Origin of the sequence: Streptomyces tauricus, from assembly GCF_014650955.1 — a bacterium.
In the GTDB taxonomy this organism is placed as follows: domain Bacteria; phylum Actinomycetota; class Actinomycetes; order Streptomycetales; family Streptomycetaceae; genus Streptomyces; species Streptomyces tauricus.
In genome coordinates this window covers 36,061-49,434 of record NZ_BMVY01000026.1, presented here as the reverse complement: position 1 = coordinate 49,434, position 13,374 = coordinate 36,061, and the positions used below count along the sequence as shown (strand labels likewise).

At 71.2% G+C, this 13,374-nt stretch carries 13 protein-coding genes; 4 read left to right on the top strand and 9 right to left on the bottom strand.

What is annotated here, in order from left to right; translation table 11 throughout:
- Nucleotides 1-2: 2 nt before the first annotated feature.
- Nucleotides 3-911 carry a LysR family transcriptional regulator gene (locus IE278_RS30340; RefSeq protein WP_246570851.1) on the bottom strand — a complete coding sequence of 303 codons (909 nt, stop codon included), beginning with the start codon at nucleotides 909-911 and terminating at the stop codon, nucleotides 3-5.
- 71 nt (nucleotides 912-982) lie between these two features.
- Here IE278_RS30340 and IE278_RS30335 point away from each other — a divergent pair, with 71 nt between their 5' ends.
- Nucleotides 983-1,951 carry a DMT family transporter gene (locus IE278_RS30335; RefSeq protein WP_189776550.1) on the top strand — a complete coding sequence of 323 codons (969 nt, stop codon included), beginning with the start codon at nucleotides 983-985 and terminating at the stop codon, nucleotides 1,949-1,951.
- On the opposite strand, the gene IE278_RS30330 is transcribed toward IE278_RS30335, so the two are convergent.
- Nucleotides 1,939-4,944 (bottom strand): bifunctional [glutamine synthetase] adenylyltransferase/[glutamine synthetase]-adenylyl-L-tyrosine phosphorylase, encoded by a 3,006-nt coding sequence (locus IE278_RS30330; RefSeq protein ID WP_189776548.1) that lies wholly within the window; start codon nucleotides 4,942-4,944, stop codon nucleotides 1,939-1,941. The two genes, IE278_RS30335 and IE278_RS30330, sit on opposite strands and share 13 nt — an antisense overlap.
- Nucleotides 4,945-5,117: 173 nt before the next feature.
- Nucleotides 5,118-5,978 (bottom strand): NAD(P)-dependent oxidoreductase, encoded by an 861-nt coding sequence (locus IE278_RS30325; protein WP_281403194.1) that lies wholly within the window; start codon nucleotides 5,976-5,978, stop codon nucleotides 5,118-5,120.
- 179 nt (nucleotides 5,979-6,157) lie between these two features.
- Here IE278_RS30325 and IE278_RS30320 point away from each other — a divergent pair, with 179 nt between their 5' ends.
- Both IE278_RS30320 and IE278_RS30315 read left to right on the top strand, forming a co-directional pair.
- Nucleotides 6,158-6,592 (top strand): winged helix-turn-helix transcriptional regulator, encoded by a 435-nt coding sequence (locus IE278_RS30320; protein ID WP_189776546.1) that lies wholly within the window; start codon nucleotides 6,158-6,160, stop codon nucleotides 6,590-6,592.
- 40 nt (nucleotides 6,593-6,632) lie between these two features.
- The gene (locus IE278_RS30315; protein WP_189776544.1) at nucleotides 6,633-7,085 is read left to right on the top strand and encodes a VOC family protein; all 453 of its coding nucleotides are present in this window, start codon (nucleotides 6,633-6,635) and stop codon (nucleotides 7,083-7,085) included.
- A 130-nt stretch (nucleotides 7,086-7,215) separates the two neighbouring features.
- Here IE278_RS30315 and IE278_RS30310 read toward each other — a convergent pair whose 3' ends face one another.
- The 5 genes from IE278_RS30310 to glnA2 all read right to left on the bottom strand — a co-directional run bounded on the left by IE278_RS30310 (nucleotide 7,216) and on the right by glnA2 (nucleotide 11,123).
- Nucleotides 7,216-8,139 (bottom strand): RNA polymerase sigma-70 factor, encoded by a 924-nt coding sequence (locus tag IE278_RS30310; RefSeq protein ID WP_189776542.1) that lies wholly within the window; start codon nucleotides 8,137-8,139, stop codon nucleotides 7,216-7,218.
- Between the two features lie 44 nt (nucleotides 8,140-8,183).
- Nucleotides 8,184-8,657 (bottom strand): carboxymuconolactone decarboxylase family protein, encoded by a 474-nt coding sequence (locus IE278_RS30305; protein ID WP_189776540.1) that lies wholly within the window; start codon nucleotides 8,655-8,657, stop codon nucleotides 8,184-8,186.
- 164 nt (nucleotides 8,658-8,821) lie between these two features.
- Complete coding sequence (locus tag IE278_RS30300) at nucleotides 8,822-9,256, bottom strand: hypothetical protein (protein ID WP_189776538.1); 435 nt, start codon at nucleotides 9,254-9,256, stop codon at nucleotides 8,822-8,824.
- A 256-nt stretch (nucleotides 9,257-9,512) separates the two neighbouring features.
- On the bottom strand, nucleotides 9,513-9,641 hold the full coding sequence (locus IE278_RS42990; RefSeq protein WP_281403193.1) for a hypothetical protein: 129 nt from the start codon (nucleotides 9,639-9,641) through the stop codon (nucleotides 9,513-9,515).
- 120 nt (nucleotides 9,642-9,761) lie between these two features.
- Entirely contained in the window at nucleotides 9,762-11,123 is a 1,362-nt protein-coding gene (glnA2, locus tag IE278_RS30295) for a gamma-glutamylpolyamine synthetase GlnA2 (RefSeq protein ID WP_189776536.1), read from the bottom strand.
- A gap of 341 nt (nucleotides 11,124-11,464) precedes the next feature.
- Between glnA2 and IE278_RS30290 the strand changes: the two genes are divergently transcribed.
- Nucleotides 11,465-12,685, top strand: a complete 1,221-nt coding sequence (locus tag IE278_RS30290; protein ID WP_189776534.1) for a globin domain-containing protein — start codon at nucleotides 11,465-11,467, stop codon at nucleotides 12,683-12,685.
- Nucleotides 12,686-12,860: 175 nt separating this feature from the next.
- Here the strand turns inward: IE278_RS30290 and IE278_RS30285 are convergent, their stop codons facing one another.
- Nucleotides 12,861-13,304, bottom strand: coding sequence for an RrF2 family transcriptional regulator (locus IE278_RS30285; protein ID WP_189776532.1), 444 nt, complete (start codon nucleotides 13,302-13,304; stop codon nucleotides 12,861-12,863).
- Nucleotides 13,305-13,374 lie beyond the last annotated feature (70 nt).

Here is a 13,374-nt window from a genome sequence, read left to right as displayed (position 1 = left end):
GGTCACTCCCCGCCCCCGGCCTCCCGCAGTGCCCGCAGGAAGCTGTCCAGCGCGGGTGTCGGGGGCACCGCCTCGCGTACGGCGGCGAAGATCGCCCGTACCGGCTCCGGCCGGCGGACCTCCCGCACGACCACTCCGGGGTGCCTGCTGCCGAGCCCCAGGCGCGGGACCAGGCTCACGCCGAGCCCGGCCGCGACGAAACCCTGAGCGGTCACGTAGTCCTCGCTCTCGACCACGAACCGGGGCCGGAATCCGGCGGCCTCGCACGCCGAGAGCTGCGCGTCCAGACAGGGCCCCGGCCATTCGCTGCCGACCCACGGCTCCTCGGCGAGGTCGGCAAGCGCCACGGTCCGCCGCCCGGCCAGCGGGTGCCCCTTCGGCAGGACGGCGAGATACGGATCGTCGAGCAGCCGCACGAGCCGCACACCGTCCGCCCCGGCCGCCTGTGTCCCGTTCCCTTCCGGGCGCACCACGAGGGCCAGGTCCGCCCGGCCCTCCCGTACGTCCGGCAGGGGGTCCTCGGGGTCGATGAGCTTCAACTCGATCTGTACGCCCGGATGCTCGGCCCGTACCCGGGCCACCGCCGGGGCGACCAGCGCGGCTCCCGCCGTCGCGAAGTACCGCACCGCGAGCCGCCCGGTGCGGCCCGCCCTCAGGTCGGCGAGCGCGGTCTCGGCCTCGGCGACCTGGCGGCCGATGACGTCCGCGTACCCGGTGAGCAGGAGTCCGGCCTCGGTGGGCCGTACGCCCCGGCCGACCCGTTCGAGCAGGGGTGTGCGGGCCTCCTTCTCCAGTACCGCGATCTGCTGGCTGACCGCCGAGGGCGTGTAGCCCAGCCGCGTCGCCGCCGCCGTCACGGACCCGCTGGTCACCACGGCTCTCAGCATCTGCATGCGTCGCACATCAAGCATGTAGGTGAGGTTAACAGTGCATGCAATATCCTTCACTTGTCCTTACAGAGTGAGGGCCTCACCGTGGACGCATGCCGCTCACCTCGACGCTCCGCATGGCCGCGCTGGCGCTCCTCTGGGGCTCCGGCTTCCTGTGGATCAAACTCGCCCTGAACCACGGGCTGTCCCCGGCCCAGATCACCATCACGCGCTGCGCGCTGGGCACGGCCGTGCTCCTGCTCCTGGCCCGTTCGGCGGGCCAGCGCCTGCCCCGCGACCGCGGGACCTGGGGCCGTCTCACGGTCGCGGCCCTCTTCTGCAACGCCGTCCCGTTCGCTTTGTTCAGCGTCGGCGAGCAGACGGTGGACTCGGGTGTCGCGGGCGTGCTGAACGCGACGACTCCCCTGTGGTCGCTGCTGATCGGGATCGTCCTGGGCACGGACCGCGGGCTCGGCCGCCTCCGCCTGACCGGCCTGTTCCTGGGCTTCGCCGGTACGCTCCTGATCTTCGCACCATGGCATCGCTCGGGGCTGCTGACCTGGGGCGCGGTGGCCCTGCTGGCCGCGGCGGCGAGCTACGCGGTCGCCTTCGCGTACATGGCGCGCGCGCTTACGGGGCGGGGGGCGCCGCTCGCCGTTTCGGCGGCGCAGCTGCTGACCGCCACGGCGTGGACGACGCTGGCGCTTCCCGCGGCGGGGCCCGTGCGCACCGACGCCATGGGGCTCCTGGCGGTGGGCGCGCTCGGGGTGCTCGGCACGGGGGTGACGTTCTACCTCAACTACCGCCTGATCGCGGACGAGGGCCCGACGAGTGCGGCGACGGTCGGCTACCTGTTGCCGGTGGTGTCGGTGGGGATGGGGGCGGTGGTGCTGGGGGAGGACGTGGGGTGGCGGGTGCTTGCGGGGATGGGGGTGGTGCTGGTCGGGGTGGCATTCTCCCGCCCCCGCCGCCCCTACCCGTTCCCGTCCACACATGGGGGCTCCGCCCCCTCGCCCCCTTTGTCCTCAAACGCCGGACGGGCTGGTAGTCAGCCCCCCGGTCGGTGTCACTACGCCCCGTAGAACAGTTCGTCCACCACCGCTCGGGCTCGTCTCGTCGTACGTCGGTAGTCGTCCAGCATGTCCCCCACGTGGCCGGGGCCGTATCCCAGATAGCGGCCCACGGCCGCCAGCTCCCGCCCGTCGGACGGGAAGGTGTCCCCCGCCCGCCCCCGCACCAACATCACAGCGTTCCGCACCCGAGTCGCCAGCACCCACGCCTCGTCCAGCGTCGCCGCGTCCTCCCCCGAGATCAGCTCGGCCGCGCACGCGGCGGCCAGCCCCTCCCGCGTGCGGGTCGTCCGAAGCCCCGGCTCCGCCCACCCGTGCCGCAACTGCAGCAACTGCACCGTCCACTCCACATCCGACAGCCCACCCCGCCCCAACTTGGTGTGCAGCGTCGGATCGGCCCCGCGGGGCATCCGCTCGGTCTCCATCCGGGCCTTGAGCCGCCGGATCTCGCGTACGGCGTCCTCCCCGAGCCCCTCCGCCGGATACCGCAGCGGATCGGCGAGGTCGAGGAACCGCCGCCCCAACTCCTCGTCCCCCGCGACGACTTCGGCCCGCAGCAACGCCTGTGACTCCCACACCAGCGACCACCGGCGGTAGTAGGCCTCGTACGACTTCAGCGTCCGTACGAGCGGCCCGGACTTGCCCTCGGGGCGCAGGTCGGCGTCGATGAGCAGCGGCGGGTCGGCGCTGGGCATCTGCAGCAGCCTGCGCATCTCGGAGACGACGGTGCTGGCGGCCCGCGCGGCCTCCTCCTCGGCCACGCCCTCCCGTGGCTCGTGGACGAAGAGGACGTCGGCGTCGGACCCGTAACCCAGTTCGTGGCCGCCGAAGCGGCCCATGCCGATGACCGTGAAGCGGGTGGGCAGGGTCTCGCCCCAGCCGTCGCGGACGACGGCCCGCAGGGTGCCGGCGAGGGTCGCCGCCGTGAGGTCCGAGATGGCGCCTCCGACGAGGTCGACCAGTGCGCCCTGGTCGGCGTTGGCGGGGGTCTCCTCGGTGCCGTAGGAGCTGACGATGTCGATGGCGGCCGTACGGAACAGCTCGCGCCGCCGTACGCCACGCGCGGCGGTGACCGCCGCTTCTCCCTTGCCGGCCCGGCCCACCGCGGAGAGGATCTCCTGCTCCAGGTGGGCGCGGGGACGGGACACGAGTCCGCCGCTGGAGCCGTTGCCGAGCAGGGCCACGGCCTCGGGTGCCCGCATCAGCAGGTCGGGGGCGAGCCGTCCGGCGGACAGGACCCGGGCGAGGTTCTCGGCGGCGGCGCCCTCGTCCCGCAACAGCCGCAGATACCAGGGGGTCTTGCCGAGCGCGTCCGAGACCTTGCGGAAGTTGAGCAGCCCCGCGTCGGGGTCGGCGGAGTCGGCGAACCAGCCCAACAGGACGGGCAGCAGGGTGCGTTGGATGGCGGCCTTGCGGGAGACGCCGGAGGCCAGCGCCTCCAGGTGGCGCAGCGCGGCGGCCGGGTCCGCGTACCCGAGGGCCACCAGCCGCTCCCTCGCCGCTCCCGGGCTCAACCGGGTCTCACCGGGCGCGAGTTGGGCGACGGCGTCGAGCAGCGGACGGTAGAAGAGCTTCTCGTGGAGGCGGCGCACCACACCGGCGTGCCGTTTCCACTCGCGGTTCAGCGTGGTGACCGGGTCGGTCCGGAGCCCGAGTGAGCGGCCGAGTCGCCGCAGATCGGCGTCGTCCTCGGGTACGAGGTGTGTGCGCCGCAGCCGGAAGAGCTGTATGCGGTGTTCCATGGACCGCAGGAACCGGTAGGCCTCGTCGAACTGCACGGCGTCGACCCGTCCCACGTACCCGCCCGCGGCCAGTGCCTTCAGGGCGTCGAGGGTGGTTCCGCTGCGCAACGACGTATCGACCCGCCCATGCACCAACTGCAGCATCTGTACGGCGAATTCGACGTCCCGCAGTCCGCCGGGGCCGAGTTTCAGCTCCCGCTCGATCTCGGCGGGCGGGATGTTCTCGACGACGCGCCGCCGCATCTTCTGCACGTCGGTGACGAAGTTCTCCCGCTCGGCGACCTGCCAGACGAGGGGGGCCAGCGTGGCGACGTACTCCTCCCCCAGTGCGACGTCCCCCGCGACGGCCCGGGCCTTCAACAGGGCCTGGAACTCCCACGTCTTGGCCCAGCGCTGGTAGTAGGCGAGATGGCTGCTGACCGTGCGTACGAGCGGTCCGTTGCGTCCCTCGGGCCGCAGATTGGCGTCGACGGGCCAGATCGATCCCTCGACGGTGGTCTCCGAGCAGATCCGCATCAGATGGGCCGCCAGCCGGGTGGCGGCCCGCATCGCCTTGTCCTCGTCGGCTCCGTCGGTCCCCTCGGCGGGCTCCCCGACGAAGATGACGTCCACGTCGGACACGTAGTTCAGCTCGTGGCCGCCGCACTTGCCCATCGCGATCACCGCCAGCCGGCACATCCCGGCGTCCTCGGGCGCGGCGGCCTGGGCGATGGAGAGCGCGGCGCGCAGGGTGGCGGTCGCCAGGTCGGCCAGCTCGGCCGCCGCCTGGGCGACATCGGTGGTCCCGCACACGTCACGGGCGGCGATGGACAGCAGGCACCGCCGGTAGGCGACCCGCAGCGACACGGGGTCGTCCGCCCCGGCGAGCCCGCGCTCGAACTCCGCGACGCCGGGATGCAGGTCCTGCGGCTCGTACGTGACGAGGGCCTGCCAGTCGAGCGGGTGGCGCGCGAGGTGGTCGCCGAGCGCGTCGGAGGCGCCGAGCACCCCGAGCAGCCGGTCACGCAGCGGCTTGGCCGCGATCAGCGTGTCGAGGAGCTCGCGCCGCCCCGCGTCGTCCGCCTGCGCCTCGACGATCCGGACGAGCCCGAGCAGGGCCAGATCCGGATCGGCGGTGGCGCCGAGCGCGTCGAGCAGCACCGGATCGTTCGTCACGGCCGCCAGCTCGGGGCTGTCGAGCAGCCGCTCGGCGGCCGACGGATCGGTGAAACCGTGCCGCAGCAGCCGAGAGAAGGTACTGCTCCTGCGCCCCGGCACCGTCATCCCGGCCTCCGTCGTCCCCCGCGGTGTCACCCCATGCGATCAAGGTCGTACGCCTCAGAGCGTAACCGCAGAGCGCGGGGGAAGCGCCTGGGCGGGCGGGTGGCGCGGGCGGCGGCTCCGCGGGCGGGCAGCGCGGACTCGGCGGGCGTCGGGTATGCGGGCTTCGCGTGCGGTCAGCGCGGTTCGCGGATGCCGTCGATGATGCGGGTCCAGTTGTCGCCGCCGTGCCCGGCCTCGATCGCGCGGCGGTAATGCGCCTGCACGGCCAGCGGGAGCGCCGGGTCCAGACCGAGGGACGCGCTGGTCTCGACGATGTGGTCGGCCGTCGCTCCCATCATGGTGACCGTACTGAGGTCTCCGGGATGCTCGCCGGCGTCGAGCGCGGCGCCGGGATTCTCCTCGCCCGCCCGCAGGATGGCGCCGATCGCGTCGGCGGAGGACAGCAGCTCCGGCAGCGCCTCCCCGGCCTTCATTCCCGCGCTGCCCAGCATCGCGGTGGCGTGCATCAGCGCGGACAGGGTGGTCAGGAACACCGTGAGTTGCGCCTGGTACATCAGCTGGGCGAGCCCCGGGTCCTCGCCCAGGTATCGAGGCGTCCCGAGCGGTGTCAGCGCCGCCAGGTGGCTCCGCAGTACCTCGTCGCGGCCGCTGTAGTAGACGTGGGCCGCCGCCGTGCCGACCATCGGCGCGGGAACCATGACACCGCCGGTGAGGAAGGCGGCACCATGACCGGCCGCCCAGGCCGCCGCCTCGCGGGTGCGATCGGGGGTGTCGGAGCTCATGTTGACCAGCGTCCGGCCTGCGAGCGATCCGGTGGCGCCGCCGAGGATGTCGTACATCGCCGCGTAGTCGGTGAGGCTGAGGATCACGAGGCCGCTCGCTCCGACCGCCTCGGCGGGTGTCGCCGCGAGCGTCGCTCCGTCGGCGACGACGCCGTCTGCGCGACCGGTGGTGCGGTTCCAGACGGTGACCGGGTGGCCGGCGGCGAGGAGTGTGCGGGTCATGGCCCGGCCCATCGGCCCGAGCCCGAGCACGGTGACGGGGCTGTGCCGGCTGCTGGTGAAGCCGCCGCCGGAGCCGTCGGTGGAGCCGTCGGTGGAGCTGTCGGTGGAGTTCTGTTGTCCGTTCACTCCTCCATGCTCGAAGAGGCTCACTAATCTAGGAAGTACGCACTATTTTCTGCGGTACTTACCTTTTCGTAAGGGGACCAGCGATGGCCAAGGCGCCGAGAAACGGCCCTTACATCTGCGGTATCGACGCCGCGCTCGACGTGGTCAGCGGCAAGTGGAAGGGCCTGATCCTCTGGGAGCTCGAAACCCATGGCGTACGCCGCTTCGCCGAACTCCGTCGCGGCCTGCCGGGTGTGAGCGAGAAGATGCTGACGCAGCACCTGCGCGAGATGGAGGAGGACGGCCTCGTACACCGGGAGGTCCATGCCGAGGTCCCGCCGCGGGTGGAGTACTCCCTGACCGAGCACGGGCGCACGCTCAACCGGGCGCTGGGTCCGCTGGGCGCCTGGGGGACGGAGCGGATGCGCCGAGAAGGCGCCGCGACCGTGAACACGGCGGATGCGGCGGATGAGGCGGATGCGGCGGATGCGGCGGATATGGCAAATATGACGGATACGACCGAGGCCGCACACGCCTGAGCACGCACGCACATACGGCACACGACAAAGGAGTCGTTCCATGGACATGGCACTTGAAGTGATCATGCTGCCGGTCACCGACATCGACCGGGCGAAGGCCTTCTACCAGGACAAGGTGGGCTTCCACGTCGACCTCGACACGGAGGTGATGCCGGGCGCGCGGGTGGTCCAGCTGACGCCTCCCGGTTCCGGCTGTTCGATCGCGCTCTCCAAGGGCGTGCCGATCCCGTCGGGGACCCCGCAGCCGGGCACGTACCACGGCATGCAGCTGGTCGTCGCGGACGCGAAGGCCGCGTACGAGGAGCTGACCGCGCGGGGTCTGGAAGTCAGCGAGCCCGTCGCGTACGCCCCTCAGGACGGCGGTACGTTCATGCACTTCACGGACCCGGACGGCAACGGCTGGGCCATCCAGGAGTACCGCGAGCGGGTGGCGAAGCCCTTGCACAAGCTGATGGCTGAGCTGGCGGAACAGCAGGAGCCCACCGAGGGGTAGCCCACCGAGCGGCGGATTACCGAGCGGTGGTCCACCGGTCCGGGCGGCCGTGCCTGCTGGTCCGCCCGAATCCGCCCGGACCGGACACGTCGTCGTGTGCGATGCGGCCGGCTCCGACCGGGCCGACCTGTCAGCGCGCCTGCCGACGGGCCCGTTTCACCTCGCGGTCGACGGCCCACGCGTCGGCGACCGGTCCGAGATGGCCGAGCTTGTCGGGGTTGATCACCGAGCGGATGGTCTGGATCCGCCCGTCGAGCATCTCCAGGGCCAGGATGTGGAGCACCTTGCCGTCCCGGTCGCGGAAGACCGCGCCGGGCCGGCCGTTGACCTCGTGCGGCTCGAAGGTCACGTCGATCCGGGCCATGTGGGGGAAGACGGAGGCGAGCAGCCGGGCCACGTTCTCGGCGCCGCTGACGGCCCGGGCGAGCTGCGGGGCCTTGCCGCCGCCGTCCCCGACCATGGACACGTCGGCGGCGAGCAGGTCGCGCAGACCGTCGACATCGCCCTCGCGCAGGGCGTCGAAGAACCGCGTCGCCAGTTCCTCCCGCTCCTGGCGGTCCGCTTCGAACCGTGGCCGTCCGGCCTCCATGTGCCGCCGCGCCCGTACCTGCAACTGCCGGCAGGCCGCCTCCGACCGCCCCACCGTCGCGGCGACCTCGTCGAAGCCGAAGCCGAACACCTCGCGCAGCACGAACACGGACCGCTCCAGGGGGCTGAGCCGTTCCAGGAGGAGCAGCGCGGCCATCGACACCGAGTCGGCCAGCTCCGCCGAGCGGGCCGGATCCTGGTAGGGGTCGGTGAGCAGCGGCTCGGGCAACCACGGCCCGACGTACTCCTCACGCCGCACGCGGGCGGAACGCAGTACGTCGATCGAGATACGGGTCACCGTGGCGGACAGGAAGGCCTTGGTCGACGTGGGCCGGGTCGTCGAGCCGTCGAAGCGCAGCCAGGTCTCCTGGACGGCGTCCTCGGCCTCTCCCACGCTGCCCAGCATGCGATAGGCGATCGAGAACAGCAGGGGCCGCAGCTCCTCGAACTCCTCGACCTTGCTCACGCCGACTCCCCTCCGCAGTCCTGCCGTTCGCCGTTGGCCGTCGTTCAGTGGAACTGTCCGGCCTTGTACTCGCCCGCGGGCTGCCGGGTGATGATGTTCAGCCGGTTCACCGTGTTCATGAAGGACACCAGGACCACCAGGGCGGTGAGCTGTTCCTCGTCGTAGTGCTGGGCGGCACGCGCCCAGACCTCGTCGCTGACTCCGTCGGCCGCGTCCGCGACGCGGGTCCCCTGCTCGGCCAGTTCCAGCGCGGCCCGCTCGGCCTCGGTGAAGACGGTGGCCTCCCGCCAGGCCGCCACGAGACCGAGCCGTACCTGGCTCTCCCCCGCGGCGGCGGCCTCCTTGGTGTGCATGTCGAGGCAGGCGGCGCATCCGTTGATCTGACTGACCCGCAGGGCCACCAGCTCCTGCGTCACGGCCGGCAGCGGTGACTCCTTGAGCGCCTTGCCCGCCGACATGAAGTACTTGAGAGCCTTCCCGGCCGTCGGGCTGGCGAAGTAGTCGAGTCGAGCGTCCATCGCGTACTCCTCAGTGGTCGGCGTCGCCTACACCCCTGAGACGAGACAGCCCGAGCTCCTGTGACACGCACCCGCGTGACGCACGTCGCTCCGCTGTCGAAGGGACACCCAGGGGTCGGCGGCCCGGCCGCATCCGGCCCCGTGTCGGGCTGGTCCGGGGTCGGTCAGCAGGACTCGCTCAGCTTGACCGTGGCGAAGTCGATGGTCGTGTCGACGGGGTGCTCCCCCGGCGCCGGGGCCTGTGAGCAGACCTTCCAGTTCCGGTCGAAGGCCTGGAAGCGGTCGGCACCGGTGGCATCGGACGAGGTGAGGCTGTAGAAGCCGAGTGCCTGGGCCTCATCCTGTGCGGTCTGCAACACCTTGCCGGTCATGTCGGGGAGCATCGCGGTCTCTTGCTCCGCGGTGGGGGGCTCTTCGGCGGCGCCGGTGGTGGGGTCGGCGCTGGGCGTGGGGTCGCCACTGGCGTCGGGATTCTTCGGCGAGGCGCTTTCCCGGCTGGTCGTCGGTGCCTGCGTCTGAGGGCTGGTGGCTTCGGAAGAGCATGCTGCGAGCGCGAGGAGTGCAGTGACGGCGAGTGCGGCGGCGGTACGGGTCTTCACGGGTCCCCCAGAGTCACAGCGTGGATTGTGGGCTGTACGACTCGTGCGTGACCGGTGTGGTTGCGCGGCACGGGGTGCACCACTCGAACGGACGACATCCCTGTGCGAGCACTCTCTGTCCGCGCAGCACGAGCCTGAGCGGCGGGCCCGACATCCCGCCGGACCGGTCCGTCCCGAACAATGTTGGCCGCCGGACGCTTCAGTACAGCGGATGGGACTTCTGTCGCCGGTCGGGCGGGGCAAAGCTCAGCCCGTGCTAGTCGAGGGCGTCGAAGACGGTCACCCGGCTCGTCGCGAAGACGAAGCTGACGTCGGTGTTTCCCCGAGCCAGGTCCCTGCCGGTGCATTCAAGCAGTTCGACCCCCTTCAGGGACTGCCCCCGCACGGCGTGGAGTCGAAATCGAACATCGCCACATCGTGTCACGCGACACAACGCCTGGGGCCGACGGTCCACGACCGTCGGCCCACTCGTCCGGTCAGCGAGAAAACCCGCCCCGGCCTGCCCTTACAGCACCGGCAGGTTCTTCCGCAGTTCGAAGGCCGTCACCTCGGAGCGGTACTCCTCCCACTCCTGGCGCTTGTTGCGCAGGAAGAAGTCGAAGACGTGTTCGCCGAGCGTTTCGGCGACCAGTTCGCTGCGCTCCATGAGCGTGAGGGACTCGCCCAGGTTCTGGGGCAGCGGCTCGATGCCCATCGCGCGGCGTTCGGCGTCGGAGAGGGCCCAGACGTCGTCGTCGGCGCCCGGCGGCAGTTCGTAGCCCTCCTCGATGCCCTTGAGGCCGGCGGCCAGCAGGACCGCGTACGCCAGGTACGGGTTCGCGCCCGAGTCGAGGGAACGGACCTCCACCCGCGCCGAGCCCGTCTTGCCGGGCTTGTACATCGGGACGCGGACCAGCGCCGAGCGGTTGTTGTGGCCCCAGCAGATGTACGAGGGGGCCTCGCCACCGGCGCCCGCGGTGCGCTCGGAGCCGCCCCAGATGCGCTTGTACGAGTTGACCCACTGGTTGGTGATCGCGGCGATCTCCGCCGAGTGCTTCAGCAGGCCCGCGATGAAGGAGCGGCCGACCTTGGAGAGCTGGTACTCGGAGCCGGACTCGTAGAACGCGTTGCGGTCGCCCTCGAAGAGGGAGAGGTGCGTGTGCATGCCCGAACCCGGGTGCTCACTGAACGGCTTCGGCATGAACGTCGCCTGCACGCCCTGCTCCAGCGCCACCTGCTTCATGACCAGCCGGAACGTCATGATGTTGTCGGCCGTGGACAGCGCGTCCGCGTACCGCAGGTCGATCTCCTGCTGGCCCGGCGCGCCCTCGTGGTGCGAGAACTCGACCGAGATGCCCATCGACTCCAGCATGGTGATCGCCTGGCGGCGGAAGTCCATGCCGACGTTGTGCGGGGTGTGGTCGAAGTAGCCGGAGTTGTCGGCCGGGGTCGGCCGCGAGCCGTCCGTCGGCTTGTCCTTCAGCAGGAAGAACTCGATCTCCGGGTGCGTGTAGAACGTGAAGCCCTGGTCGGAGGCCTTGGCCAGCGCCCGCTTCAGCACGTACCGCGGGTCCGCGAAGGACGGCGAACCGTCCGGCATCAGGATGTCGCAGAACATCCGGGCGGTGCCGGGGGCCTCGGCCCGCCACGGCAGGACCTGGAAGGTCGACGGGTCGGGCTTAGCGATCATGTCGGACTCGTAGACGCGGGCGAAGCCCTCGATGGCCGATCCGTCGAAGCCGATGCCCTCGTCGAAGGCCTGCTCCAGCTCCGCCGGGGCCACGGCCACCGATTTGAGGAAGCCCAGCACGTCCGTGAACCACAGGCGTACGAAACGGATGTCGCGCTCTTCCAACGTACGGAGCACGAACTCCTGCTGCTTGTCCATCTTCCGCTTCCACCCAATCTTGCTGGTCAGGCCGCCTGCTCCCGTCCCAGGGAGGCGGTCGGGCACCTGCGCATCACACCACATCAGCATTTCATGCGCGTTGCGGGCCCCGATCGTCCGGCCGACCTGCGCCCGAACGCCTCGCACACGGCAGGTGTACTGCACTGACGCCCATCTTGCCCGCTGAGCGGCCCACATGAAATGGCCGACCACTGGCGTCTCTCCGTCACCTTCCCCGCACTCCCCGACACTCACCAACCCCCCTCTATAACTTGCATCTTAGATGCAAGTTTTAATACGGTGCGGGCAGTCGAGCAGTCGATCGAGCTTGAGGAGCCCCGATGCTGTCCGAGCAGTCCGCCGCCACCGTCCGCGCCACCCTTCCCGCCGTCGGCGGGGCCCTGGGAGAGATCAGCGACCGCTTCTACGCAGGCCTCTTCGCGGCCCACCCCGAACTGCTGCGCGACCTCTTCAACCGCGGCAACCAGTCCTCCGGGGTCCAGCGCCAGGCCCTGGCGGGCGCCTTCGCCGCCTTCGCCACCCAGCTCGTCGAACGGCCGGACGTACGGCCCGACGCGATGCTGAACCGCATCGCGCACAAGCACGCGTCCCTGGGCATCGCACCCGCGCAGTACCCGGTCGTCCACACGTACCTCTTCGCCGCCATCGCCGACGTCCTCGGCGAGGCGATCACCCCTGCGGTCGCCGCCGCCTGGACCGAGGTGTACTGGCTGATGGCGAACGCGCTCATCGCCATCGAGAAGCGCCTGTACGCCGGAGCCGAGGCTGAGGGGCTGGGGGGTCGGCGCAGCTGGGAGGTCGTCGACCGTGTCGAGGAGACCGCCGACGTGGCCACCTTCCTGATCCGCCCGGCCGACGGCGCCCCCGCGCCCGCCTTCCGGGCCGGCCAGTACGTCTCCGTACGCGTCGAACTGCCGGACGGGGCCCTCCAGACGCGCCAGTACAGCCTCATCGGCGCACCCGGCTCGTCCGTACGCCGGATCGGCGTGAAGCGGGTGCGCGGTGGGGCGGCGCCCGACGGGGAGGTCTCCAGCCACCTCCACGCGCGTGTGCACGTCGGCAGCACGCTCGAAGTGTCCGCCCCGTACGGGGATCTGGTCCTCGACGCCGACCCGAGGACGCCGGTGCTGCTCGCGTCCGCGGGGATCGGCGTGACGCCGATGATCGCGATGCTGGAGCAGCTCGTGGCGACCGGTCATCGAGGGCCGGTGACCGTGGTGCACGCGGACCGGTCTCCCGCGGAGCACGCTCTGCGGGAGGAGCACGAGGCGTACGCGGGGAAGCTTGCGGACGGGGTCGCGCACTTCTGGTACGAGCGGCCGGGGGCGGGGCATCCCGTCGGCCCGGACCGCGTGGGGCTGGTCGACCTTTCCGGGGTGGCCGTCGCGCCGGATACGCGGGCGTACCTGTGCGGGCCGCTGCCCTTCATGCGGGCTGTGCGGGGTCAGCTTCTTGAGAAGGGGGTCTCACCTGCTGACATCCACTACGAGGTGTTCGGCCCGGACCTGTGGCTGGCCGACACGGGCGGCGCGACGCGGTAGCCGCGGGCCGATGGGTACTGTCCGCGCAGTTCCCCGCGCCCCTAAAAACCAACGACTGCGCAGTTCCCCGCGTCCCTGACGGGGCGCGGGTGCGGGGAACGGCGCCCGCAGCCGAGCGCCAGACCCGAGTGCCCCATAGGGGCGCGGGGAACTGCGCAGTCTTTTGGGTGCGCCCCTACTTCATCGTGATGTTCAGGAGCAGCGGGCCCGTCGGCGCAGCCACCATGTCCGTGATGGTCAGCGGGTCCAAGGAGGCGTAGAACGCCTCCTGGGCCCGCCGCAGGGCGACCCGCAACCGGCACCCCGTGTGCAACGGACACGGCGACGCCCCCTCGCAGTCGACGACATCCCCCTCCCCCTCGAAGGCCCGCACAACCGCCCCCACGGACGCCGTACGCCCCGCCTCCGTGAGCGCGAGCCCACCCCCTCGCCCCCGCCGCGCGGAGAGCAGTCCGAGGTGCTGCAGCTCGGCGACGACCTTCGCGGCGTGCGTGTACGGCACCTCCATGGCCGCCGAGACGTCCCGCGTGGTCGGCGTGGTCGGCACAGCCCCCTCGTCGGCGACAGCCAGCCGCATCAGGACGCGCAGAGCCAGGTCGGTCGATCGCAGCAGCCGCATACCGGCAGCGTAGATAATGCGCATTCCGCGTTCAAATTATGGGTCGGGCGCGGAGGGACCAAGGCCCTCC